Raw genomic sequence first — 23,461 nt, forward strand, 5'->3', positions numbered from 1 at the left:
TTCGGCGATGCCGGTTGCATTGTCACCACCACTAGCCACGCTCCCCGATCAAGCAGACAACCTGCCACTGACGCAAGTCTCGCTGGCCTACATCGAATCGCGCTTCAAGCTCTACCTGCGCTTCGGCGAACCCGAACGCGTCATCCGATTCGATCGCTGGCGGCGTGTGGCGGTGTTCCTGCCTGGTGCCATATTCTGCCGCATCCGTTGGCAGGCCAACGACTACGGCACCGTGCGTTGGCAGCTCATGGTGATGCAGGCTGGCCCGCCACTGGATGCCATGCAGCGCATCCCTGGCGTGCAGCCCGGAGCACGCCTGCTGCTGCACACTGAAGGCGACCCCATCGTGCGCACTGTGCTGGAACGCATTGATGCCATCGAGGCACTGGGTATTGCACCGGCAACGGCGTCGCCCGCGTACTGGCGTACGCTCGCCAATCGGCTCGCTGCGCGTTTGCCATTGCCCGAATACTCTGCCGAGCGGCACGCCGCCTGGCTGGCCGGGAGGGCGTTGCCATGACGGACAATATCAGTGTGACACGCTGCCCTGACGCCGCGCCTCATCCTCGCTCGCGCCTGCGTGCTCGCATTGTGTTGGTAGGTTTGTCCCTCTGCGGCCTTGCTGCGCTGGCCTGGGCGTCTTTCGTGCAGCCGCTGCCACGACTGATCTACAACCCGTCCGACAGCGTGTCGGTGGGCTGGTATCGCCTCGATCCGCTGCAACACCGGCCCGGCTCGCTGGCACATCGGCTTGAAGTAGGCAGCATCGTCCTGACCATATTGCCACCAGAAGCCGCCGCGCTGGCCGCGCAGCGCGGTTACCTGCCGGCCCACATTCCGTTGCTGAAACGTGTGGGTGCAGTCGCACCGCAACACGTATGTCTTATCGCCGATCAGGTACGTATCGACGGTGTACCGGTGGCTACTGTACTGCCTGCTGATCGTATGGGCCGTCCGCTGCCAACCTGGCGGCAATGCCGGCAGCTTCGGCCTGGCGAACTCTTCCTCTTGAGCACAACCAACCCGGCGTCGTTCGATAGCCGATATTTCGGGCCGGTCAGCGCATCCGCCGTGATCGGCATCGCGCATCCCATCTGGCTGGAGGCCCGACCATGATAGGTCCTGACTCGCTGCACGTTGCCGTGCATCTTATGGAGCCATCGGGCGTACCGAGCCGGTGGTTTTCCGCGTGTCGTCACGCGTGCAGTGCGAGCGCATCCGCGCTGCCTTCTCATGTGCAGGCGTCTTGCCTCGAATGCGCCCGGCCTGCGGCCATTGGCGTGTTCGCTGGCGGGCTGGCTGCAAGCAGCGCAGCGCCGCCGGGCCGCCGCCGCTCTGAGCGTCAGCGAAGGGCAAAGGCGGAAGGCAAGACAAAAGGGGGCGGCACCTGGCCGTCCGCAAAGTCAGTCTGCACGTGTGGGTGGCGCGGCACATCGTGCCGTTGCCACGGTGCCGCGTCGAGCGCGAAACCCGCACTGATGTTGAACTGCCCGCGTGCTTTACACGACGGAACACGCCATAGCTTTCTAGTGACACGGCCATGAGTGACCACCACGATGATGATTTTCGTATCCGTCCCAATGCGCCAAAGCACCGGGGACAGGGCTTTGTTTCCAAAGTGCTCAAGCAGACAGGCAAAGCCAGTGGTGGCAAATCCTCGGCACGCCGTCAGACATCGGCGGGTAGCGCTGGCCAGCGGCCCGGCTCACGTTTGGGGCGTGGCCATACCGCCGCACGCTTTACGGGCTCCTCACTGACGCCGTTCTCGCGCCGTGTCACTATCAAAACCCTGTTGGTCAATCAGCGCCGGGCCAGCCCGCAGTCGCTGGAGAAGCACCTGCGCTATATCGAGCGCGACGGCGCGGGGCGTAATGGTGAGCCAGGCCGAGCCTATGGGCCGCAGATCGACGAGGCCGATCTCGATGCTTTCAAGGAACGCTGTCAGGGCGACCGGCACCATTTCCGTTTCATCCTCTCGCCCGAGGATGGAGCCGAGCTAGGCGATCTACGCACTTACGCACGTCACCTGATGAGCCGGATGGAAGCTGATCTGGGCACGCAGCTGGATTGGGTGGCAGTGGATCACTGGAACACTGACAACCCACACACGCACCTGGTTGTGCGTGGGCGTGACGACACTGGCAAAGACCTCATCATCGCCAGCGACTACATCGCCCATGGCATCCGCCATCGCGCCGCCGAACTGGCGACGGAATGGCTGGGGCGGCGCACTGAACTAGAGATCCAACAGACCTTGCGGCGCGAGGTAGAACAGGAGCGGTGGACGAGCCTGGATCGCACGCTGCAGCGAGAGGCTGGCGATGACTACCGGGTGCAGATCGAACGCTTTATCGACCCGACGTTGCAACGTCAGAGACAACTGCTCATTGGCCGCTTGCAACACTTGCAGCGCCTGGGCTTGGCGGACGAGATACAGCCCGGTACCTGGGACATTCACGCCGATGCTGAGAAGACATTGCGTGCCCTGGGTGAACGTGGCGATATCATCCGCACCCTGCAAAGGTCCATGAGCGGCCTTTCACGAGAACTGACTGTCTTTGAACCGGGTGAGAGCGGGCGCAGTGTCATCGGGCGTGTGGCTGGTAAAGGGCTCGCCGATGAACTGCACGACCGGGGTTATTTGGTGATTGACGGCGTGGATGGCAAGGCCCATTACATTTCACTCAACGCCCGTGACGAGTTGACGAACTATCCCACCGGGGCCGTGGTGGAAGTGCGCGGTTCTGCTGAACTACGTGCGGCCGACCGCAACATCGCGGAACTGGCAAGCGATGGCCTTTACCGCACAGACCATCACCTGGTCATCGAACAAGGCCGAACCAAGGTTGGGCGCGACCCGCAAGAAATCGTCGCAGCCCATGTTCGTCGCCTGGAAGCGTTACGTCGTGTGGGCATTGTGGAACGCGTGGCCGAGGGGCTATGGAAGGTGCCGGGCGACCTGCCTGAGCGTGGGCGTCAGTACGATACTCAGCGCCTGGGCGGGGTGGCGGTGGAGCTGAAATCGCACCTGCCCATCGAACGTCAGGCGCGCGTGATCGGCGCTACTTGGCTTGACCAGCAACTAATCGGCGGTGGTCGAGGATTCAGTGACATAGGCTTTGGTGGAGAGGTGAAGGAAGCGTTGCAGGAACGAGCCGACTTCCTCGAAGAACAGGGGCTGGCCCATCGACGCGGGCAGCGCGTGATCTTGGCACGTAACCTACTGGCGACACTGCGCAATAGAGAACTGGCCCAAGCCGCCAAGGACATTGTCGCCGAAACTGGTCTGGAGCATCGCCCGGTGGCCGACGGACAGAGCGTGACGGGCATCTACCGGCATAGCGTGATGCTCGCTAGTGGGCGATTCGCGATGCTGGATGACGGTGTGGGATTCAGTCTCGTACCCTGGAAGCCAGTGATCGAGCAGCGATTGGGGCAGCAGATCGCGGCGACAATGCGAGGTCGCGGAGTCTCTTGGGAAATTGGCAGACAACGCGGGCCATCCATTGGTTAGCCCGCTATTGCGGGCCTTATGCGCTGGTGTCTCTCCTGAAGCAATACGATAGTGGTGGTCGCAACCATAAAGCCAACGGCTGCCCACAATACGCCACTGGCCAGTCCTTGATCCAGCAGAAAGCCGAATAGGAGCGGGCCGATGACGCCGCCCACGTTGAAGCCGGTGGAGACGATACCGAATGTTCTGCCTTCAGCGCCTGCCGGGGATGCGGCACGGACCAGCATGTCGCGCGAAGGTGCCACCATGCCGGTCATAAAACCTGCTGCCCCAAGGGCTATAGCTAGGACCACGGGCGGCATCGGCACCCTGATCACCAACACCACAATGAATGCCGCCAACGCGAAGGTAGCTGCCGCCACATAACCGTGCTTGTCGGTACGATCTGCCAGCACACCACCGGCCAACACACCGAAGGCGCTGGCGAACAGGAAAACTGTTAGTGCCAGGTTAGCCGCCGGTAGCGTCACATCAAATCCTTGGACTAGCGCCGATACTGAAAATTTCTCGATGGCACCGGTGCTCAAGCTGAGAAGGGTGAACAGCAGGGTCAGGACGGCCAGGGTCATCACCGGCGTGGTAATTGGGCGCGCCTTAGCCTTGCGCGGTTCGGCGATATCAGCATCAGGTTGCCCTTCTGGGAGTGGCGAACTGATGGCCATTACGCTCCACGCTATCAGTCCGGCCAGAGCCGCGACGGCAAAGGACCAGCGCGGCGCCACGAGCAGTGCAACACCGACCATGACCGGAGGTGCCAGAGCGCTGCCCAGGAACCCAGCGAAAGTATGGATCGAGAACGCCCGGCCCATTCTGTTCGCGGGTATGCCGCGCGACAGCAGCGAATAATCGGCCGGGTGATAGACTCCGTTTGCCAGCCCAGCCAGGATCATGGCGGCGAGCAGGCACGGGTAATTTGGGAACACGGCGACCAGTCCGAAGCTGGCCGCACCCAGCAGGAGTGCGGCCATCAGCACCCATCTCGCACCCAGCCTGTCCACGACAAAGCCGAGAGGTGCCTGTACCAGTGCCGAAATGATGTTGAACAGACCGATGGCAATACCCAGCTCGACAAAGCCGACCTGCATGGCGCCAGGCAGCAGCGGCAAGAGCGCGGGTACCGCCATGATGTGCAGATGGCTGACCAAGTGGGCGATGGATACTTGGACCAATAACCCGTTGGGTGACGATTTCATTCTTGTCCCTCGTTAGTCCCCTACTAGGGATCAGCAACACAACGCACGCAGCACGCTCGTGAGTTTCTTGACAGCAGTTTCCAGTTCGTGGGGAGCATGGGCGGCAAACCCCATTAGGAAACCGGCTCTGTGTCTGCTCGACGCATGCAGGGCTGTTAGTCCCAATAGGTCGATTCCTGCCCGACGCGCAGATTCCACAGCTTCACGTTCGGGGATGTCACGGATGAACACGCAAGGCATCTGCATGCCGCCGGCCGGCACTCGCGGTTCCAGAAAGTCGGCCAGATATTTTTTTACCAGTTGCGCCAACACATCGCGCCGTTTGGCATAGATGGCACGCATGGTCCGAACATGTGCGCCGAAGTGGCCGTCTTCGATGAAGCGTGCCAGCGTGAGTTGTGGGATCGGTGCGCTGTGTCCGTCCAGCAGGGTGCGGGCCACGGTCATGGGCGCGACCAGTGGTGGAGGCAACACCATGTAGCCGATGCGCAGGCCAGGAAACAATGATTTGGTGAAGGTGCCGATGTAGATCGTCCGCTCGTGTGGATCAAGCCCCTGCACGCAGGCGGTGGGTTTGCCGGCGTAGTGAAACTCGCTGTCGTAGTCGTCTTCGATGATCCAGCTCTGGTGTTGCCTGGCCCATTCGATTACTGCCAGCCGCCGGTCCAGCGCCAGCGTCGCCCCGGTGGGAAATTGGTGTGATGGCGTCAGGAATACCGCCTTGGCCGGTTCATCGGGCGCCTTCGTTGGCTCAAGCAAGTGGTCTACTTGCAGTCCGTCGACATCCAGTGGCACTGGCACACACTCTAACCCGGCGGCATCGAACGCCTTGCGTGCCCCGTGATACACCGGATCTTCGATAAAGATTCGGTCGCCAGCATCGAGCAGCACGGTGGCGCACAGCATCATGGCTTGCTGAGAGCTGGTCAGCACCAGTACACGCTCGGGTGTGGCGCGTGCCCCTCGTTCGAGATTGACGTAATTGGCGATGGCGCGCCGCAGTGGCTCCATGCCCTGTGGCGGGCTGTGCAGCAGCGCCTGAGTACCGTACTCCCTCAACACCTGTCGCTCCAACCGCTCCCAGGTCTGAAGTGGAAAGCTGCGCGTTTCCGGCACGCCGGGCGCGAAGGCGCGTGGTATCAGAAAGTCGCGCACGCCGCCGCTCTGGAACATGGCGCTACCACGCTGGCTGAGGCGTGGTGTCTCCTTTTGCGTTTTCGTGCGCCGTGCCTTGCCACGCCCTGGTAGACGCTGCGCCCGCTCCGATACGAAGCTGCCGCTGCCCACACGACGTTCGATGAAGCCTTCCGCATGCAACTGGCTGTAGGCCGACTCGATCGTATCGCGGGAAACCCCCAGCGACTTCGCCAGGGCGCGCGACGCGGGCAGTGGTCTACCCACATCGAGTGCACCATCAAGGATCAACTGACGAATGGCCCGCTGCACGCGCGCATGCAGCGGCAAAGCGCCATGCGCGGGGTCGCCGATCCAGGCTTTGACGGATTCAAGTTGGGCATGCTTGAACAATTGGTCTGTACCTCTACGTAAAATTGGCAGGGACTATCCATCCATTTTAAAGCTATAAATACATTTCACAACCCGTCTATCCATTTTTCAGGAGTCACCATCAGGCCATGTCATCCGTCCCTTCACCTTCATCTATTCGCTGGAACGATCTAATTCATCCTGTCGTGGCTGGTCTGATCTCGGTCATCGTCAACTACGGTGGTACGTTCATCCTGGTGTTCCAGGCCGCCAAAGTCGCAGGTCTCAGCCCTGAGCTAACGGCCTCGTGGGTGTGGTCTATTTCCATTGGCGTGGGCGTAACAGGGATCATCCTGAGCTGGATTTCCCGAGAGCCGATCATCACTGCGTGGTCCACCCCAGCGGCAGCGTTTCTGGTCACGGCGCTGGCGACAACGCCTTATGCCGAAGCGGTGGGTGCCTACCTGATTTCGGCAGCAGCATTTGTGGTTCTTGGGCTGTCGGGTTGGTTCGAGCGTGTCATCCGCCTGATTCCCCCGGGCGTGGCAGCTGGGCTGCTGGCTGGCATCCTGCTCCAGTTCGGCATTGGGGCTTTTGATGGTATGAGCGTTGACCCGCTGCTGGCCGGACTGTTGATTGTCGCCTATGTGGTGCTCAAGCGATTCTCGGCCCGCTATGCCATCGTGGGCATCCTAGTCATGGGACTGGCCTTCCTGCTGCTTCTGGATCGTGTTGATCTATCGGGGGTGAGCCTGGAGCTTGCCGCTCCTGCCTTCACCATGCCCGCATTCTCGGTCAACGCTGTGTTGAGTGTGGCGTTGCCTCTGTTCCTGATTACCCTGACCGGTCAGTACATGCCCGGCATGCTGGTACTGCGCAACGATGGCTTCAAAACCAGTGCCAACCCTATCGTGACGATTACCGGGCTCGGCTCCCTGCTGATGGCTCCGTTCGGTTCTCATGCCTTCAACATCGCTGCAATCACGGCTGCCATCTGCACCGGCCGCGAGGCACATGAAGACCCGTCAAGGCGCTGGGTCGCCGGTATTGCCGCAGGCGTGCTCTACATTCTGGTCGGTGTGTTCGGGGTAACGTTGGCCGCGGTCTTCATGGCATTCCCTGCAACGTTCATCACCACCCTGGCGGGCTTGGCACTGCTAGGCACCATCGGCGGCAGTCTCGCCGGCGCGATGGCCGATGCCAGGACACGAGAAGCCTCGCTGATCACCTTCTTGGCGGCTGCGGCCAACATCACCTTGCTGGGCATTGGCGGGGCGTTCTGGGGGCTTGTGATCGGGCTGGCGGCCTATGCGGTACTTAATGGTCGGCTGCCGCAGCGGGCACAGGAATCCGCCGTTGCGCCGACGTCATTCAACAAGAGGGTGAACTGATGTCCATGCCGTCCGACACACAGACCCGTCACGACCAGCATGGCCGTTATCCCGAGGCCACCACGGTCAAGGATTTCCGGCACAACCTGGCCGCCGTGCGGACCCGCATCGCCACCGCCTGCCGCCGTGCCGGGCGCGACCCCGCAGAAGTACGGCTGCTGCCGGTTAGCAAGACTAAGCCCGAGGCCCGCCTGCGTCTGGCCCATGCGGCGGGCTGCCGGATACTGGGCGAGAACAAGCCTCAGGAAGCCTTCCGCAAATGGGAGGCAATGCAGGACCTGACCGATCTTCAGTGGTCGGTGATCGGCCACCTACAGACTAACAAGGCCAAGCTGGTGGCGCGTTTTGCCAGCGAGTTCCAGTCGCTGGACAGCCTGCGCGTGGCCGAGGTGCTGGAACGCCGCTTGCAACTGGAAGGCCGCGCGCTCGACGTCTTCGTGCAGGTCAACACCTCCGGCGAGGCCAGCAAGTACGGCCTGGCACCCGAGGATGTACCGGCTTTCCTTCAGGCGCTGCCGGCATTCACGGCGTTGCGGGTGCGCGGACTGATGACACTGGCGCTGTTCTCCAGCGAAGCCGAACGGGTGCGTCAGTGTTTCGTGCTGCTGCGCAGTCTGCGCGACCGGTTACGGCAAAGCGCACCCGCCGGAGTCGGCCTGGATGAATTGTCGATGGGCATGTCCGGCGACTTCGAGATCGCCATCGAGGAAGGCGCCACCGTGGTGCGTGTTGGCCAGGCCATCTTCGGCGCCCGCCCTTTGTCAGACAGCCACTACTGGCCCGGCGAACCCAGCACAGAGAAATCACAACCATGAAAACTGCCATTGCCATCCGCCACCTGGACTTTGAAGACCTCGGCACATTGGAGCCGCTGCTTGTGACACGTGGTTATGCCGTGCGCTATCTGGATGCCACCATTGACGATTTGCACACCGTGGATACGGCATCAGCCGATCTGCTAGTGGTGCTGGGCGGCCCGATCGGCGCCTTCGATGACACCATCTATCCCTTCATCGGCGACGAACTGGCAGTGATTCTTCAGCGACTGGAAAGCCGACGTCCGATGCTGGGTATCTGCCTGGGCGCACAGGTGATCGCCCGTGCGCTCGGTGCCAGTGTAGCCAGCATGGGCGTCAAGGAAATCGGCTTCGCGCCATTGACGCTAACCGAGGAGGGTGAGGCGTCACCCCTGACGGCGCTGGGCAAGGTGCCGGTACTGCACTGGCATGGCGACCGCTTCGACATTCCCGCCGGCGCCACGCGGCTGGCGGGAACGGCCATCTGCGCCAACCAGGCTTTCAGCATTGACAGCCATGTGCTGGCGCTGCAATGCCATCTGGAGGCGGACCCGCGCCGCATTGAACGCTGGCTAGTCGGTCATGCCTGCGAACTGGCGACGGCCGGCGTCGACCCGCGCGCACTGCGCGCCGAAGCACGAGCCCTGCAATCCGATTTGCCGCTGGCGGCACGGATGGCGTTCGCTTCCTGGCTGGACGGGATCGAGACAGCCCCGCCAAGAGGGGCATCATCATGACCGACATCCCCTCATTTGCGCTACCTCAACCACTTCCGCTGGATGTGGTTTCGGTGCAATCACAAGTGGTTTATGGCCGAGTAGGCAACAACGTCGCGGTGCCGACTCTGGAAGCTCTGGCGCTCTCGGTGGCCGCAGTTCCCACCGTGGTATTCAGCAACACGCCGCACTACCCGACGATGCACGGCGGCGCGCTGCCCATCGAATGGTTCGATGGCTATTTGCAGGACTTGTCGGCACGCGGGGCCCTGTGTGCCTTGCGTGCCGTTCTGGTCGGCTATCTGGGCAACCCACGACAGGCTGATGCCCTCGCGCGTTGGGCGCGGGCGCGGCTGACACAACGTGCCGACCTACGCATCGTGATCGACCCGGTAATGGGCGATTACGACCACGGCATCTATGTCGATCCCTGTCTGGTCGATGCCTACCGCCGAGACTTGTTGCCATTGGCCGATGGATTGACGCCGAACGGCTTTGAACTGGCGCACCTGACCGGGCGGACGGTGAACGATATTGAAAGCGTGGTCATCGCTGCCCGCACCTTGCTGACCGGACGTACGCAATGGGTCGCCGTGACCAGTGCTGCACCCGATACCTGGGCAAGGGACGAGATGCAGGTGGTGCTCGTTACCCGCACGCAAGCCGAAGTCATCGTGCATCCACGCATCGAGGTGACCCCCAAGGGCACCGGCGACCTGTTCTGCGCCACCTTGATTGGGCATTGGCTCAATGGCGCTGATCTGTCGGAAGCCACCACGCAGGCGTGTCGTCATGTCGTTCGCGCACTGCGTCATACCCAACAGGCGCAATGCGCCGAACTGCTGTTGCCTATGGCGGACAGCCACAAGGACCGCAGAACAACGGCACGTGAGTCCGTCAGCAAATTCACTTACAGGATTTTCCCATGCAAACAGCCACTTCCCATCTGATGCGGGCTTATGCCCGCCAACCCGTTTCCTTCGTACGCGGCAGCGGTGCGCGCCTCTGGGATGAACAAGGCGTGGAGTACCTGGACGCCATCGCCGGTGTCGCGGTCACCAGCCTGGGCCACGCCCATCCGGAAATCGCCACGGTCATCGCCGAGCAGGCTGAGATGCTGCTGCACACTTCCAACGTCTTCCGCATCGACTGGCAGGAGCACCTGGGCGAGCGCCTGTGTGCACTGACAGGCATGCAAAGGGCCTTTTTCTGCAATTCAGGCGCAGAAGCCAACGAAGCTGCCCTCAAGCTGGCAAGACTGCACGGTCACCGCAAGCAGGTAGCCGGGCCAAAAATTGTTGTGATGGAGAATGGCTTTCATGGCCGCACCATCGCGACGCTTTCCGCCTCCGGCAACCCCACTAAGCAGCAAGGCTTCGAGCCGTTACTGCCCGGCATCTTGCGGGTGCCCTATAACGATATTGAGGCGGTTCGCCGCATAGCTACCCATGAGTCCGGTATCGTGGCCGTGCTCATCGAGCCGGTACAGGGTGAAGGCGGTATCCGGGTTGCCAGTACAGACTACCTACGCGAACTGCGTGACCTTTGCGACAAGCACGACTGGCTGCTGATGCTCGACGAGATTCAGGCCGGCATGGGCCGCACCGGCACCTGGTTCGGGCACCAGCACGCGGGTATCACGCCGGACGTGATTACGTTGGCGAAGGCACTGGGCAACGGCTTTCCCATCGGCGCCTGCCTGGCACGCGGCGCGGCGGCCGATCTGTTCTCGCCCGGCCAGCACGGCTCGACCTTCGGCGGCAATCCACTGGCTTGTCGGGTAGCCTGTACCGTGCTCGAGATCATGGCCCGCGACAAGTTGCCGCAGCGCGCCGCCGCACTGGGCGCTCGCCTGCTTGCTGGCTTGCAGAAGGCACTAAGCGATCATCCGAACGTCACCTCCATCCGCGGCCAGGGACTAATGGCAGGGATTGAGCTGGACAGGAATTGCAAAGAGCTGGTCGGGCGGGCGCTGGAGGAGCAGAGGCTGCTCATCACCGTAACCCGCGACACTGTCATCCGGCTATTACCGCCGCTGGTTTGCGATGAGATGCAAATCGACGACATCGTGGTGCGTGTCACTCGCTTGTTGTCGTCAAGCGTGATGATTGGTGCTGTCACGACTGAAGCGGCTGTGCAGAAGGGGTCGACAACATGAGGCAGAAGCCAGTCTACGACCAACCCAACCTTGAAGGCTTGTTCGGTCGCTTTGGTGGGAGCTTCATCAGCGAGACGTTGGCGCAAGCTGTCGAGGAACTGCATGTGGCCTATCGGCGCTACCGTGACGATCCCGCCTTCATTGCCGAGTTCGAGGAGGAATTGGCCGATTACGTTGGCCGTCCCTCACCGGTGTACTACGCCCGTCGTCTCAACGAGGAAACGGGAGGTGCGCGCATCTTCCTCAAGCGCGAAGACCTCAACCACACCGGCGCCCACAAGATTAACAATGTGATCGGTCAGGCCATGCTGGCGCGGCGCATGGGCAAGCGGCGCATCATCGCCGAGACCGGCGCGGGCCAGCACGGTGTTGCCACCGCGACGATCTGCGCCCGCTACGGCCTGGAATGCGTGGTTTATATGGGCAGCGAGGACATCGAGCGACAGCGCCCCAACGTCCAGCGCATGGCGCTGCTGGGCGCGACCGTGGTGCCGGTGACTTCCGGCTCATGCACACTGAAGGACGCCATGAACGACGCGATCCGCGATTGGGTCACGAACGTCGATCACACCTTCTACTTGATTGGCTCAGTGGCCGGTATGCACCCGTACCCGACGATGGTGCGGGATTTCCAAACCGTAATCGGCAAGGAGTGTCTGATCCAGATGCCGACTCTGCTCAAGCGCCTGGGCTTGGACAAACAGCACCCAGACGTGGTGATCGCTTGTGTCGGCGGCGGCAGCAACGCCATCGGCATTTTCCACCCGTACATCGAACACGAAGGCGTGCGTCTGATCGGTGTCGAGGCGGCTGGGCTGGGGCTGGACACCGACCGGCATGCCGCCTCAATCCAGCGCGGCAGCCCCGGCGTGTTGCACGGCAACCGCTCACTCATTCTTCAGGACGACAACGGCCAAGTGCGGGAAACCCACAGCATCAGCGCCGGCTTGGACTATCCCGGCGTTGGACCAGAGCACGCCTGGCTGCACGAAATCGGTCGTGCCGAATACGTTGGTGCCACCGACGACGAGGCGCTGAGTGCCTTCCATCTTCTCAGTCGCGTGGAGGGCATCATCCCCGCGCTGGAGGCCAGCCACGCCGTCGCCTATGCGATCAAGCTGGCGGCTACGCTGCCCAGTGACCAAGCCATCCTGGTCAACCTGTCCGGCCGGGGCGACAAGGACATGGAAACAGTGATGGCTCAGGCGGATGCCATGGGAGGTCAGTCATGAGCCGACTTGAGACGACCTTCCAGCGTCTGCGACGGCAGGGGCGCAAGGCGCTGATCCCCTATGTCACCGCTGGCTACCCCGGCGTCGACATCACCCCGGCGCTGATGCACGTACTGGCCGAAGCCGGCGCCGACATCATCGAACTCGGCGTGCCATTCTCCGACCCGTCTGCTGATGGTCCGACCATTCAGGCCGCCAGTGAACATGCACTGCGCCTAGGCATTGGCCTGCCGCAGGTATTCGATCAGGTGCGACGCTTTCGCGAGTCGGACACCAAAACACCGGTGGTGCTGATGGGCTATGCCAACCCGATCGAACGCTACGATCTACTGCGCCAGACGGGTTCCTTTGCTGAGGACGCAGCCCGTGCGGGTGTGGATGGCGTGCTGGTCGTAGATTACCCGCCCGAGGTGTCCGGGGAACTGGCGACGCAATTGCGCCGCCATGACATCGACCTGATTTTATTGTTGGCGCCGACCTCCACCGAGCGGCGCATCCGACAAGTTACCGACCGCGCCAGCGGCTACGTCTATTGCGTTTCCATCAAAGGCGTCACCGGTACCAAGACGCTGGACATGACTCAGGTGCGCGACACGCTGGCGCGCGTTCGCCGCCATGTGCGTATTCCCGTCGGCGTCGGGTTCGGTATCCGCGACGCCTGCACGGCCAGGGAGGTCGCCCAGGTGGCCGATGCCGTCGTGATCGGCTCCTGGCTCATCGAAAGCCTGGCCGACAAGCCGGCGGCCGAGGCGCTGGCGGTGGCCAGTGATTTGATCCGCGATGTGCGCCATCAACTGGACCTGGACACGCCCAAGCCGGATCCCGCCTTCAAGCCCGAATATCCCAAAACCTGAATTCCAGAACAAAGGACCAACCCTATGTATGACACCTCCCTGACCCTCACCGATTTCGACCCCGAACTGGCCGAAGCCGTTCAGCACGAAGAGCGCCGCCAGGAAGATCACGTCGAACTGATCGCTTCCGAGAATTACGCCAGCCCGCTGGTGATGGCCATCCAGAACTCGGTGTTCACCAACAAGTACGCCGAAGGCTATCCAGGCAAGCGCTACTACAGCGGATGCGAGCATGTGGACGTGGCCGAGCGCCTGGCCATCGAACGGGTCAAGGTGCTGTTCGACTGCGACTACGCCAACGTTCAGCCCCATGCTGGCGCTCAGGCCAACGCGGCGGTGTTCCTGGCACTGACCAACCCTGGCGATACCGTGATGGGCATGAATTTAGCTCAGGGTGGCCACCTGACCCACGGCAATCCGTCCAATTTCTCCGGTCGCCACTACAAAATTGTGCCCTACGGGCTTGATCCCGAGACGGGACTGATCGACTACGACGAAATGGAACGCATCGCGTTGGAAACCCGCCCCAGGATGCTCATCGGTGGCTTCTCGGCCTATTCACGCCACAAAGACTGGGCGCGCATGCGCGCCATCGCCGATAAAGCGGGCGCTATCTTCTGGGTGGACATGGCCCACGTCGCCGGTCTGGTGGCGGTGGGCGAATACCCGGACCCACTGCCACACGCTCATGTGGTGACCAGCACTACGCACAAAACCCTGCGCGGCCCGCGCGGTGGCATAATCCTGGCCAAAGGACAGAATGAGGACTTCTACAAGAAGCTCAATTCTGCAGTGTTTCCCGGCATCCAGGGCGGCCCGCTGATGCATGTCATTGCTGCCAAGGCGGTGGCCTTCAAGGAAGCACTGCAGCCCGAATTCAAGGCCTACCAGCGACAAGTGGTGACCAACGCCCGCGCGATGGCTGCAGTGCTTCAACGGCGTGGCTACGAAATCGTCTCCGGCGGCACCGACAACCACCTGATGTTGATCGACCTGTCTTCCAAGCCATACACCGGCAAGGATGCGGATGCGGCACTGGCCGGTGCCTATATCACCGCAAACAAGAACTCGGTGCCCAACGACCCGCGCTCACCTTTCGTCACCTCGGGGCTGCGTATCGGCACACCAGCCGTGACCACGCGCGGCTTTGGCGTGACCGAGTGTGAACAGTTAGCGGGTTGGCTGTGTGACGTGCTGGATGCGCTGGAGACCGGGGGGCATGCGCTAACCACGGTTCGTGATGGGGTGCGGAAACAGGTGGTGGACCTGTGCCGCCGCCATCCCGTGTACCAATAGCGGACGACTGGCATATGGAATTGCGGCATCTGCGCTGCTTCTTGGCCGTGGCCGAAGAACTTCACTTCGCCCGCGCTGCCGAGCGGCTGCACATCGAGCAGTCGCCGCTGTCGCGCACCATCAAGGAACTGGAAGAAGACTTGGGCGAGCAGTTGTTCGTCCGCACCAGCCGCAGTACGCGGCTGACGCGGGCCGGTAAATTGTTTTTGGAGCATGTGCCGCGCGTCTTCGCTGCGCTGGAACAGGCCCGCGACAGTGTGAATGCGGCGGCCAATGGTTTTCACGGCCAGTTGCGCATCGCGCTGTCCGATGGCATCACACCCTCACGCCTGCCGTCCTTGCTGGCGCTTTGCCGGCAGGAGGAACCCGAGGTCGAAATCCGATTGTTTGAGGTGCCTCTGTCGCAGCAACTCAAGGGATTGCATGACGACCTGTACGACGTGGGTTTCGCACAGTCGGACGAGGTGGGAGATGGTATCGCGGCCGAGCCGATCTGGAGCGACCCGCTAATGGTCGCTGTTCCAGCGCGGCATCCGCTGCTCAAGCACAAACGTATCCCGCTGGACGAAGTGCTGCGCTATCCACCGGTGCTATGCGATCCCAAGGTATGCGAAGGCCATGCGCGCCAGGTCGAGCGGGTGTTGCGGCGTGCGGAGCAAGAACCCTTGATCGCCGAGCGCGTGGCCTCCTGCGACCTGATGATGGCGCTGGTATCGGCAGGCTTTGCTCTCGGCCTGGCGGGCGCGCCGCACATCGCTTCCAGCCGCGAACCTGGTGTGGTCGCTCGGCCGTTGGCGGGCCGTTCGCCGATGCTGACGACTTATTTACTGCATCGGGAAGCGGAGACGTCGGGAGTACTGGTCCGGTTCATTGAGCGGGTACAGGCTATCGAATCGCCTGAAGGCGGCAGGCTAGTGCCACCGCCCGAATCGGATCAGGAGGAAGTCGAACTATGAAGCAGATCGTCCCATTATTACTTGTCGCGACATTGGCCGGATGCGGTCAACCGGAATCGCCTCGACAGGCCGAGGTGTTGACTGTGGAAGAACTGGCTGCTGATCCCAAGCGGCTGAAGGAGTTGCGACAGCAGTGCAAAACGGAACGCGCTCAGCTGGGCGATGTGCTGTGCAACCGAGTCGCCGAGGCTACGAACCAGCGCTTCTTTGGCGACGGGAGTACGCCTTACACCCCGCCGGAGGAATCGCCCAGATTCTGACAGTCGATATTTACCAACATAGTTCTTTTTTTACTGACACGCCGCAATGCGCTCATGCTTGCGGTGTTTTTCCTGCCTCTTTCCCTGCATGAAACGATGTTTTTTGCATCATCTTGGTTCCGATAACAGTCTTTGACCGGCACCGGCCTGGCACTGATCCTCGCGTTATGCGGCACGTTCTCGTGTCGTCATTGAACGAAGCATTAACGCGGGAATACTGGAGGCCAGCCAATGCAAGCTCAGGGCGTGCTGTTTGGGCAGATCGCTGCCGTTTTCGGCATCGTGATCGCCGGTGTGTGGGGAGCCACACAATGGACTGCCGCCGCTCTGGGCTATCAGCTACGCCTCGGTTCGCCTTGGTTTGATCTCTTCGGCACACCGGTTTATCCCCCCTGGAAATTGTTCGAATGGTGGTTCTTCTTTGGCGCTTACGCGCCGGAAGTTTTTGACACCGGCGGCGCGATTGCCGGTGGCAGTGGCCTGATGGCCGTTGTCGTTGCTATCACCATGTCGGTATGGCGTTCTCGGCAATCCAAACGGGTCACCACCTATGGGTCAGCACGCTGGGCCAGCGCCACCGACATCCGTAAGGCCAAACTGTCCGAGCCGGTGGGTGTTTTTCTCGGGCTGCACAACGACCAATACCTGCGCCATGAAGGCCCAGAACATGTACTGGCCTTCGCACCGACGCGCTCCGGAAAGGGTGTTGGTCTGGTCGTGCCAACGCTGCTGTCTTGGCCCGCCTCTGTGGTTATCCACGACATCAAAGGTGAGAACTGGCAGCTCACCGCCGGCTGGCGTTCGAGCTTCTCACACTGCCTACTGTTCAATCCCACCGATGCGAACTCGGCCGGCTACAACCCGTTGCTGGAAGTACGGCGTGGCGCGCATGAAGTGCGCGACGTGCAAAACATCGCCGACATTCTGGTCGATCCCGAAGGTGCGCTGGAGCGGCGCAATCACTGGGAGAAGACCAGCCACGCGCTGCTGGTGGGCGCCATCTTGCATGTGCTCTACGCTAGCGAGGACAAGACGCTGCGTGGCGTCGCCAACTTCCTCTCTGATCCGGCGTGCCCGTTCGAGCTGACCCTGCACCGGATGATGACCACGAAGCATCTGGGCGATGTGCCACACCCCGTAGTGGCTTCCGCCGCGCGCGAAGTGCTCAACAAAGCCGACAACGAACGTTCAGGCGTGCTCTCCACGGCAATGTCGTTCCTGGGACTGTACCGCGACCCGACGGTAGCGGAGGTCACGTCGCGCTGCGACTGGCGCATCGCCGACCTGATTGCAGCCGAACATCCGGTATCGCTGTATCTGGTGGTGCCGCCCTCGGATATCAGCCGCACCAAGCCGCTGATCCGGTTGATCCTTAACCAGATCGGGCGACGGCTCACCGAATCACTCGACGGCTCCGACGGCATCGAACGCCGCCACAAGCTGTTGCTGATGCTTGATGAATTTCCGGCATTGGGCCGGCTCGACTTCTTCGAAACCGCATTGGCCTTCATGGCCGGCTACGGCATTCGCAGCTTCCTGATTGCGCAATCTCTCAACCAGATCGACAAAGCGTACGGCCAGAACCACTCGATTCTGGACAACTGCCATGTGCGGGTGACCTTCGCCACCAACGACGAACGCACTGCCAAGCGCATTTCCGAGACGCTGGGCACGGCCACCGAACTGCGCGCCCAGCGCAACTATGCTGGCCACCGGCTCGCGCCGTGGCTGGGCCACCTGATGGTGTCGCGCCAGGAGACGGCTCGACCGTTGCTTACGCCCGGAGAGGTGATGCAGCTTCCGCCTGACGAGGCCGTGGTGATGGTCTCCAGCGTGGCACCAATCAAAGCCAGGAAGCTGCGCTATTACGCGGATGCCAATTTCAAACAACGCGTATCGCCGCCGCCTGCGCTTGCCGATTCTTCCCGGGTGAAGCGCTACGCCGATGCGCCGCCTCTGCGGCCTGATGACTGGAGCGAGCTGGTGACTCCAGCCATGTCCGCTGCATCGGTTGAGGCATCCACTGATGGTTTGGGCAGCGTGGACGACGGCGGCCCACGTCGTCAGCCCGAGCTGTCCGAAAGTGTCGCCTACGACCCGGAGTCGGAACAGGAAGTCAGCGATCTGGGGCTACTCGATGACGATGACCCGGCGCCGACGCTTCCCAGCCAGTTTGACCCGGCCATGCAGCGCGTGGCGCGGCTGGCGTCCCTCGACCCTGATGATGGAATCCAGCTATGAGCCGATACCGCCTGAACCTCTTTATCCAACCCGAGCACGCCAGGCGCCTGGATGAGTTGGCCGCCAAGAAAGGCGTCTCGAAATCCAGCATCGTCGCGGCGGCGCTGGCGTCCTGGCTGTCACCGGACGCGGCCGACCAGCGCGAAGCCGCCATCTCCAAGCGACTCGATCGCCTGTCACGCCAGTTCGAGAAGCTGGAGCGCGACCAGAACATCGAAATAGAGACGCTGGCGCTGTTCGTGCGCTACTTCCTGACGGTGAGCACGCCGGTGCCCGAAGCGCACCAGGACGCGGCCCGCGCCCAGGGCAAAGCGCGTTTCGAGCAGTTCGTCGAACAACTCGGTCGCCACCTGCTGCGTGGCCGCAGCTTGGTGCGTGACGTGGTGGAGGAGCTTCATCCTGACCCGATGCGCACGGATGACGCGGCAGCGCAGTTTGAGACGCGGGAACGTGCTGAGGAATCGATGCCATGAGCGCTATTCCTCAGTCTTCCTCCACCACTTCATTGGATCGGCGCATCCAGATGCTGCGCACGGCGATGGGGCCGTTGATCGCCACCGCGCTGGAGGACCCGGACGTGGTGGAGATCATGCTCAACCCCGACCGGACCCTGTGGGTGGATCGGCTGTCCACCGGCCGCGCGCCGCTGGGTGCGGAACTGTCGGCCGAAGACGGTGAACGCATCATCCGGCTGGTAGCCGCCCACGTCGGCGCGGAAGTGCATCGCGGTCAGCCACTCCTGTCGGCCGAGCTGCCGGAAACCGGCGAACGCTTCGAGGGCATTCTGCCGCCCGCCGCGCCGGGGCCGGCCTTTGCCTTGCGCAAACGCGCTATAGGCGTGATTCCGCTGGCGCGTTATGTCGCTGACGGCATGATGACGGCGCAACAGGCTGAGTTTCTGTGCCGTGCGGCACGCGAACGCCAGAACATCCTGATTGCCGGTGGCACCAGCACTGGCAAAACCACGCTGGCCAATGCCTTGCTCGCGGAGATCGCCGCCACTGGCGACCGCGTCTTGGTGCTTGAAGACACCATCGAGCTGCAATGCGCCGCCCACGATCACGTGCCACTGCGCACCCGTGCTGGTGTCGTGAGCATGAGCGAACTGGTGCGCGCCACCATGAGGCTGCGCCCGGATCGTGTGGTGGTCGGCGAGGTGCGCGGTGGTGAGGCGCTGGATCTGATCAAAGTCTGGGGAACGGGCCATCCCGGCGGCATTGCCACCATTCATGCCGGTTCCGCTCTGGGCGCGTTGCTGCGTCTGGAACAACTGATTCTCGAAGTGGTTGTGAATCCACCACGTCCGTTGATCGCCGAGGCGGTCAATGTCGTGATTCACATCGCTGGGCGTGGCCGCAAACGCCACATCGCGGGCATTGCCCGTGTGGTGGGCTTCGACCCGAGCGGCTACCTCCTGACGGACGTGCTGGATGCGGCGTTACCCGTCTTGCCGTCACCATCTGATTCCACCCCACCTGCCAGCCCAATAGGAGAACAGCCATGATCCACACCGTTGCTTTACGTTTTTTTGACCATCCGCTGTCCCGACTGGCACGGCTGCGCCCGCTGGTCAGCCCAGCAGGACAAGGGCTGTTGCTCGCCGTGTTGATGCTTTTGCTGACTAGCACAGCACAGGCGGCCGGTTCCTCGATGCCCTGGGAAGGGCCACTACAATCCATCCTCGATTCCATCCAGGGGCCGGTGGCGCGCATTGTCGCGGTGATCATCATTATCGCCACGGGCCTGGCGCTGGCCTTTGGCGATTCCAGCGGGGGCGCTCGCAAGCTGATCCAGATCGTGTTCGGGCTCTCCATTGCCTTCGCCGCGTCCTCGTTCTTTCTGTCGTTCTTCAGCTTCTCGGGCGGGGCGGTTGTATGAGCACCGCCAACGAAGTCACAACGGGCTTTGCACCCGGTTTCGAGATTCCGCTGCACCGCTCGCTGACCGAGCCGATTCTGCTGGGCGGCGCGCCGCGGACCGTGGCCATTGCCAATGGCACCCTGGCCGCCGCTGTCGGGCTGGGATTGCAACTGTGGATTCCGGGCGTGGTGCTGTGGATTGTCGGTCACTCATTGGCGGTATGGGGTGCACGGGTCGATCCGCAGTTCATGCAGGTCTTCGCCCGGCACATAAAGCACAAGCCACTGCTGGACGTGTAGGGAGGTGTCGCGATGCTGAACCTTGCCGAATACCGCCAGCGCCCTGCGCTACTGGCTGATTGGTTGCCTTGGGCTGGGTTGGTGGCGCCGGGTGTCGTGCTGAACAAGGACGGTTCGCTCCAGAGAACGGCGCGCTTTCGTGGACCGGATCTGGACAGTGCGACGCAGGGCGAAATGATCGCCACCACCGCACGGCTCAACAATGCGCTGCGCCGACTGGGGGCGGGTTGGGCGCTGTTTATCGAGGCCGAACGCCAACATGCGGTGGACTATCCCCACGCTGATTTCCCCGAAGCGCTGTCCTGGCTGGTGGATGAGGAGCGTCGCGCCGTGTTCGAGGAATCGAGCCAACACTTCGAGAGCCGCTATCACCTGACGCTGGCCTTCCTACACTCGGAAGAATCCCACGCCCGCGCGGCCAAGATGCTGTACGAGAACGCCCCCGGCGACGGTGTGGATTGGCGGGGTCGGCTGGATGCCTTCGTGGCGGAAACGAATCGCGTATTCGACCTGCTCGATGGTGTGATGCCGGAAATCACCTGGCTGGATGACAGTCAGGCGTTGACCTACCTGCACGGGACCGTCTCCACGCGCCGCTATGAGATAGGCGTTCCCGAGGTGCCGTTCCATCTGGATGCGCTACTGACCGACTGCCCGCTGGTTGGTGGCTTGGCGCCCATGCTGGGCGATCACCATCTGCGCGTGGTGTCGGTGCGCGGCTTTCCGACCTCAACCTGGCCGGGGATTCTAGACGACCTCAACCGTCTGGGGTTCACCTATCGCTGGAGCACGCGCTTTCTGTGCCTCGACAAAACCGAGGCGGAAAGGGAACTGGGCCGTCTGCGCCGCCAGTGGTTCGCCAAACGCAAGAACGTGGTGGCGCTACTGCGCGAGACGATCTTCCAGCAGGAAAGCCCGCTCGTGGATACCGACGCCAACAACAAGGCGGCGGACGCCGATGCGGCCCTGCAGGAATTGGGCAGCGATCAAGTTGCCTTCGGCTATCTGACGGCCACGGTCACCGTGATGGACACGGATGCTGACGTGGCCGAGGAGAAGCTGCGGATGGTGGAGCGTGTCATCCAGGGACGCGGGTTCGTGACCATTCCTGAAACGCTCAACGCGGTGGACGCCTGGCTGTCCTCGATCCCCGGTAACGCCTATGCGAATGTGCGTCAGCCCATTGTCTCGACACTGAACCTGGCGCACCTGATGCCGGTCTCGGCGGTCTGGGCGGGGCCGGAGAGGAACGATCACCTGGATGGCCCTCCGCTGATCGTCACCCGCACTGATGGCGCCACACCGTTCCGGCTGGTGACGCACATCGGCGACGTGGGGCATACCCTCGTCGTGGGGCCGACGGGCATGGGCAAGTCGGTGTTGCTGGCCATGCTGGCCATGCAGTTTCGCCGTTACCCCGGTTCGCGCATCTTCGCCTTCGACATGGGCCGATCCATGCGGGCCACTATCCTGGGTTTGGGCGGCGAGCATTACGACCTGAGCGCGGACGGCGGTATCGCCTTCCAGCCGTTGGCGCGCATTGACCAGGAAAGCTATCGCACCTGGGCCGCCGAGTGGGTGGAAGGCCGCTTGTTGTACGAAGGCGTGGAGGTCGGCCCCGACGAGAAGGCGGCCATCTGGTCGGCGCTGAGCAGCCTTGCCGGTGCACCGCAGGAGCAGCGCACCATGACCGGCTTGTCCGTGCTGTTGCAATCGAACGCGCTGCGCCAGGCGCTAGCGCCCTATGTGCTTGGCGGTGCCCACGGCAAGCTGTTGGATGCCGAGCAGGACCGGCTCGGCAGCGCCGACGTACAGGGCTTCGAGATGGAAGAACTAATGCATAGCAAGGCGGCGGTGCTAGCCGTACTGGGCTATCTGTTCGCGCGCTTTGACGAACGCTTCGACGGCGCCCCCTCGCTATTGATCCTCGACGAGTCCTGGCTGTTCCTTGACGACCCGGTGTTCGCCGCACGCATCCGGCAGTGGCTCAAGACGCTGCGCAAGAAGAACGTCAGCGTCATCTTCGCCACGCAGTCGCTAGCTGACATCAAAGACTCCAGCATTGCGCCGGCCATCATCGAAAGCTGTGCCAGCCGCATCTTCCTGCCCAACCCGCAGGCCACCGAGCCGCAGATTCGCACCATTTACGAGGGCTTCGGCCTCAACGGTCGGCAGATCGAAATCGTCGCCACCGCCGAACCCAAGCGGGATTACTACTACCAGTCGCGGCTGGGTAATCGACTGTTTGACCTCGACCTGGGACCAGTCGCATTGGCGTTTGCGGGGGCTTCCACTCCGCAGGATCAACGCGCCATCGACCGTGTGCTGTTGGATGCCGGCGAACCCGGATTCGCCGGTGCCTGGCTGCGTCATCGCGGCCTCGACTGGGGCGCCGACCTGCTGCCTTCGTTCCCCGACCTGGTCCCGGCTGCCTCTCGCTTTACCAACCAACCTCAGGAGAATCCACCATGAAGCAGTGTCTTCTCGCCATCGCCGTCGCGGCTATGCTCGGCACCGTGTCTACTGCCCAGGCCCAATGGGTCGTGGTCGATCCCACGAATCTTGTGCAGAACGCGCTGACCGCCATTCGCACACTGGAGCAGATCAATAACCAGATCAATCAGCTTCAGAACGAAGCGCGGATGCTGACGAACCAGGCGCGCAATCTGGCGGGTCTGGATTTCAACGTCGTCAACCGGCTGCGCTCGACGCTGGCCACCACCGAACGCCTGATCGCCGAGGCGCAGGGGTTGGCCTATGACGTACAGAACCTCGACCGCGAGTTCGCGCGGCTGTACCCCGAGGAGTACGCCGCCACCGTCAGCGGCGATCAGATGTACCAGGATGCGCAGGAACGCTGGCGGCACACGCTTGACGGGCTGCACACCGCGATGCGGGTACAGGCGCAGGCGTCGCAGAACCTGCGCGATGACGAAAGCGCGCTGGTCGATCTGGTGGGTCAGAGCCAGTCGGCGGAAGGCGCTTTGCAAGCCATGCAGGCCACCAATCAGCTACTGGCCTTACAGGCCAAGCAATCGATTCAGGCGCAACAGCTTCAGATCACCCAGGAGCGGGCGGCGGCGCTGGAGCTGGCACGCCAGGCTGCCGCCACCGAGCGAGCCCGTGAGGTGCGGCGCCGCTTTCTCGGTACCGGCACCCCCTACACGCCGCAGCGTGTGGATTTTTATTCCAACTGACGAGGTCGGGCC

At 62.4% G+C, this 23,461-nt stretch carries 22 protein-coding genes; 20 read left to right on the forward strand and 2 right to left on the reverse strand.

The features are described 5' to 3' along the window. Positions 1–7 precede the first annotated feature (7 nt). The 3 genes from E0L37_RS00725 (at position 8) to E0L37_RS00740 (ending at position 3,514) form a co-directional block, all read left to right on the forward strand. Entirely contained in the window at positions 8–520 is a 513-nt protein-coding gene (locus E0L37_RS00725; protein WP_240687413.1) for a DUF2840 domain-containing protein, read from the forward strand. Beyond that, positions 517–1,116 carry a S26 family signal peptidase gene (locus E0L37_RS00730; protein ID WP_133489911.1) on the forward strand — a complete coding sequence of 200 codons (600 nt, stop codon included), beginning with the start codon at positions 517–519 and terminating at the stop codon, positions 1,114–1,116. The genes E0L37_RS00725 and E0L37_RS00730 overlap by 4 nt, the downstream gene beginning before the upstream one ends. Positions 1,117–1,540: 424 nt before the next feature. Then, positions 1,541–3,514 (forward strand): relaxase/mobilization nuclease and DUF3363 domain-containing protein, encoded by a 1,974-nt coding sequence (locus E0L37_RS00740; protein WP_133489913.1) that lies wholly within the window; start codon positions 1,541–1,543, stop codon positions 3,512–3,514. On the opposite strand, the gene E0L37_RS00745 is transcribed toward E0L37_RS00740, so the two are convergent. Then, positions 3,511–4,707, reverse strand: a complete 1,197-nt coding sequence (locus E0L37_RS00745) for an MFS transporter (RefSeq protein ID WP_081194622.1) — start codon at positions 4,705–4,707, stop codon at positions 3,511–3,513. The genes E0L37_RS00740 and E0L37_RS00745 overlap by 4 nt on opposite strands. A gap of 30 nt (positions 4,708–4,737) precedes the next feature. Next, on the reverse strand, positions 4,738–6,234 hold the full coding sequence (locus E0L37_RS00750; RefSeq protein WP_081194624.1) for a PLP-dependent aminotransferase family protein: 1,497 nt from the start codon (positions 6,232–6,234) through the stop codon (positions 4,738–4,740). Between the two features lie 107 nt (positions 6,235–6,341). Between E0L37_RS00750 and E0L37_RS00755 the strand changes: the two genes are divergently transcribed. The 17 genes from E0L37_RS00755 (at position 6,342) to trbJ (ending at position 23,449) form a co-directional block, all read left to right on the forward strand. Further along, positions 6,342–7,583 carry a benzoate/H(+) symporter BenE family transporter gene (locus E0L37_RS00755; RefSeq protein WP_081194626.1) on the forward strand — a complete coding sequence of 414 codons (1,242 nt, stop codon included), beginning with the start codon at positions 6,342–6,344 and terminating at the stop codon, positions 7,581–7,583. Then, a complete protein-coding gene (locus E0L37_RS00760) occupies positions 7,583–8,398 on the forward strand; it encodes a YggS family pyridoxal phosphate-dependent enzyme (RefSeq protein WP_081194628.1) in 816 nt (271 codons plus the stop codon). The genes E0L37_RS00755 and E0L37_RS00760 overlap by 1 nt, the downstream gene beginning before the upstream one ends. Beyond that, positions 8,395–9,117 (forward strand): glutamine amidotransferase, encoded by a 723-nt coding sequence (locus tag E0L37_RS00765; RefSeq protein WP_081194630.1) that lies wholly within the window; start codon positions 8,395–8,397, stop codon positions 9,115–9,117. Before E0L37_RS00760 ends, E0L37_RS00765 begins: the two co-directional genes overlap by 4 nt. Further along, positions 9,114–10,046, forward strand: coding sequence for a pyridoxine/pyridoxal/pyridoxamine kinase (pdxK, locus tag E0L37_RS00770; RefSeq protein ID WP_133489914.1), 933 nt, complete (start codon positions 9,114–9,116; stop codon positions 10,044–10,046). Before E0L37_RS00765 ends, pdxK begins: the two co-directional genes overlap by 4 nt. After that, positions 10,022–11,254, forward strand: coding sequence for an aspartate aminotransferase family protein (locus E0L37_RS00775; RefSeq protein ID WP_081194634.1), 1,233 nt, complete (start codon positions 10,022–10,024; stop codon positions 11,252–11,254). The genes pdxK and E0L37_RS00775 overlap by 25 nt, the downstream gene beginning before the upstream one ends. Beyond that, a complete protein-coding gene (gene trpB / locus E0L37_RS00780) occupies positions 11,251–12,486 on the forward strand; it encodes a tryptophan synthase subunit beta (RefSeq protein WP_081194636.1) in 1,236 nt (411 codons plus the stop codon). The genes E0L37_RS00775 and trpB overlap by 4 nt, the downstream gene beginning before the upstream one ends. After that, entirely contained in the window at positions 12,483–13,340 is an 858-nt protein-coding gene (trpA, locus tag E0L37_RS00785) for a tryptophan synthase subunit alpha (RefSeq protein WP_081194638.1), read from the forward strand. Before trpB ends, trpA begins: the two co-directional genes overlap by 4 nt. 24 nt (positions 13,341–13,364) lie before the next feature. Beyond that, positions 13,365–14,636, forward strand: a complete 1,272-nt coding sequence (gene glyA / locus E0L37_RS00790; RefSeq protein WP_081194640.1) for a serine hydroxymethyltransferase — start codon at positions 13,365–13,367, stop codon at positions 14,634–14,636. Between the two features lie 14 nt (positions 14,637–14,650). Then, positions 14,651–15,592 (forward strand): LysR family transcriptional regulator, encoded by a 942-nt coding sequence (locus tag E0L37_RS00795; RefSeq protein ID WP_133489915.1) that lies wholly within the window; start codon positions 14,651–14,653, stop codon positions 15,590–15,592. Continuing rightward, on the forward strand, positions 15,589–15,852 hold the full coding sequence (locus tag E0L37_RS00800; RefSeq protein ID WP_081194644.1) for an EexN family lipoprotein: 264 nt from the start codon (positions 15,589–15,591) through the stop codon (positions 15,850–15,852). The genes E0L37_RS00795 and E0L37_RS00800 overlap by 4 nt, the downstream gene beginning before the upstream one ends. 231 nt (positions 15,853–16,083) lie before the next feature. Then, positions 16,084–18,093 (forward strand): conjugal transfer protein TraG, encoded by a 2,010-nt coding sequence (locus E0L37_RS00805; protein WP_133489916.1) that lies wholly within the window; start codon positions 16,084–16,086, stop codon positions 18,091–18,093. After that, complete coding sequence (locus E0L37_RS00810) at positions 18,090–18,566, forward strand: ribbon-helix-helix protein, CopG family (protein WP_133489917.1); 477 nt, start codon at positions 18,090–18,092, stop codon at positions 18,564–18,566. Before E0L37_RS00805 ends, E0L37_RS00810 begins: the two co-directional genes overlap by 4 nt. Further along, positions 18,563–19,597: a P-type conjugative transfer ATPase TrbB gene (trbB, locus tag E0L37_RS00815; RefSeq protein WP_133489918.1), complete on the forward strand. Its 1,035-nt coding sequence runs from the start codon at positions 18,563–18,565 to the stop codon at positions 19,595–19,597. The genes E0L37_RS00810 and trbB overlap by 4 nt, the downstream gene beginning before the upstream one ends. After that, positions 19,594–19,971 carry a TrbC/VirB2 family protein gene (locus tag E0L37_RS00820; protein ID WP_133489919.1) on the forward strand — a complete coding sequence of 126 codons (378 nt, stop codon included), beginning with the start codon at positions 19,594–19,596 and terminating at the stop codon, positions 19,969–19,971. The genes trbB and E0L37_RS00820 overlap by 4 nt, the downstream gene beginning before the upstream one ends. Beyond that, entirely contained in the window at positions 19,968–20,252 is a 285-nt protein-coding gene (locus tag E0L37_RS00825; RefSeq protein WP_133489920.1) for a VirB3 family type IV secretion system protein, read from the forward strand. The genes E0L37_RS00820 and E0L37_RS00825 overlap by 4 nt, the downstream gene beginning before the upstream one ends. Before the next feature lie 12 nt (positions 20,253–20,264). Next, positions 20,265–22,724: a conjugal transfer protein TrbE gene (gene trbE / locus E0L37_RS00830; protein WP_133489921.1), complete on the forward strand. Its 2,460-nt coding sequence runs from the start codon at positions 20,265–20,267 to the stop codon at positions 22,722–22,724. Then, positions 22,721–23,449, forward strand: a complete 729-nt coding sequence (gene trbJ / locus E0L37_RS00835; protein ID WP_133489922.1) for a P-type conjugative transfer protein TrbJ — start codon at positions 22,721–22,723, stop codon at positions 23,447–23,449. The genes trbE and trbJ overlap by 4 nt, the downstream gene beginning before the upstream one ends. Positions 23,450–23,461 lie beyond the last annotated feature (12 nt).

Source organism: Alcanivorax sp. 24 (assembly GCF_004360225.1).
GTDB classification, from domain to species: Bacteria; Pseudomonadota; Gammaproteobacteria; order Pseudomonadales; family Alcanivoracaceae; genus Alloalcanivorax; species Alloalcanivorax xiamenensis.

Excerpts from the sequence above, each read along its gene's own strand:
- E0L37_RS00725 (WP_240687413.1), top strand. The coding sequence starts at position 8 with ATGCCGGTTGCATTGTCACCACCACTAGCCACGCTCCCCGATCAAGCA.
- E0L37_RS00730 (WP_133489911.1), top strand. The coding sequence starts at position 517 with ATGACGGACAATATCAGTGTGACACGCTGCCCTGACGCCGCGCCTCAT.
- E0L37_RS00740 (WP_133489913.1), top strand. The coding sequence starts at position 1,541 with ATGAGTGACCACCACGATGATGATTTTCGTATCCGTCCCAATGCGCCA.
- E0L37_RS00745 (WP_081194622.1), bottom strand. The coding sequence starts at position 4,707 with ATGAAATCGTCACCCAACGGGTTATTGGTCCAAGTATCCATCGCCCAC.
- E0L37_RS00755 (WP_081194626.1), top strand. The coding sequence starts at position 6,342 with ATGTCATCCGTCCCTTCACCTTCATCTATTCGCTGGAACGATCTAATT.
- E0L37_RS00760 (WP_081194628.1), top strand. The coding sequence starts at position 7,583 with ATGTCCATGCCGTCCGACACACAGACCCGTCACGACCAGCATGGCCGT.
- E0L37_RS00765 (WP_081194630.1), top strand. The coding sequence starts at position 8,395 with ATGAAAACTGCCATTGCCATCCGCCACCTGGACTTTGAAGACCTCGGC.
- pdxK (WP_133489914.1), top strand. The coding sequence starts at position 9,114 with ATGACCGACATCCCCTCATTTGCGCTACCTCAACCACTTCCGCTGGAT.
- E0L37_RS00775 (WP_081194634.1), top strand. The coding sequence starts at position 10,022 with ATGCAAACAGCCACTTCCCATCTGATGCGGGCTTATGCCCGCCAACCC.
- trpB (WP_081194636.1), top strand. The coding sequence starts at position 11,251 with ATGAGGCAGAAGCCAGTCTACGACCAACCCAACCTTGAAGGCTTGTTC.
- trpA (WP_081194638.1), top strand. The coding sequence starts at position 12,483 with ATGAGCCGACTTGAGACGACCTTCCAGCGTCTGCGACGGCAGGGGCGC.
- glyA (WP_081194640.1), top strand. The coding sequence starts at position 13,365 with ATGTATGACACCTCCCTGACCCTCACCGATTTCGACCCCGAACTGGCC.
- E0L37_RS00795 (WP_133489915.1), top strand. The coding sequence starts at position 14,651 with ATGGAATTGCGGCATCTGCGCTGCTTCTTGGCCGTGGCCGAAGAACTT.
- E0L37_RS00800 (WP_081194644.1), top strand. The coding sequence starts at position 15,589 with ATGAAGCAGATCGTCCCATTATTACTTGTCGCGACATTGGCCGGATGC.
- E0L37_RS00805 (WP_133489916.1), top strand. The coding sequence starts at position 16,084 with ATGCAAGCTCAGGGCGTGCTGTTTGGGCAGATCGCTGCCGTTTTCGGC.
- E0L37_RS00810 (WP_133489917.1), top strand. The coding sequence starts at position 18,090 with ATGAGCCGATACCGCCTGAACCTCTTTATCCAACCCGAGCACGCCAGG.
- trbB (WP_133489918.1), top strand. The coding sequence starts at position 18,563 with ATGAGCGCTATTCCTCAGTCTTCCTCCACCACTTCATTGGATCGGCGC.
- E0L37_RS00820 (WP_133489919.1), top strand. The coding sequence starts at position 19,594 with ATGATCCACACCGTTGCTTTACGTTTTTTTGACCATCCGCTGTCCCGA.
- E0L37_RS00825 (WP_133489920.1), top strand. The coding sequence starts at position 19,968 with ATGAGCACCGCCAACGAAGTCACAACGGGCTTTGCACCCGGTTTCGAG.
- trbE (WP_133489921.1), top strand. The coding sequence starts at position 20,265 with ATGCTGAACCTTGCCGAATACCGCCAGCGCCCTGCGCTACTGGCTGAT.
- trbJ (WP_133489922.1), top strand. The coding sequence starts at position 22,721 with ATGAAGCAGTGTCTTCTCGCCATCGCCGTCGCGGCTATGCTCGGCACC.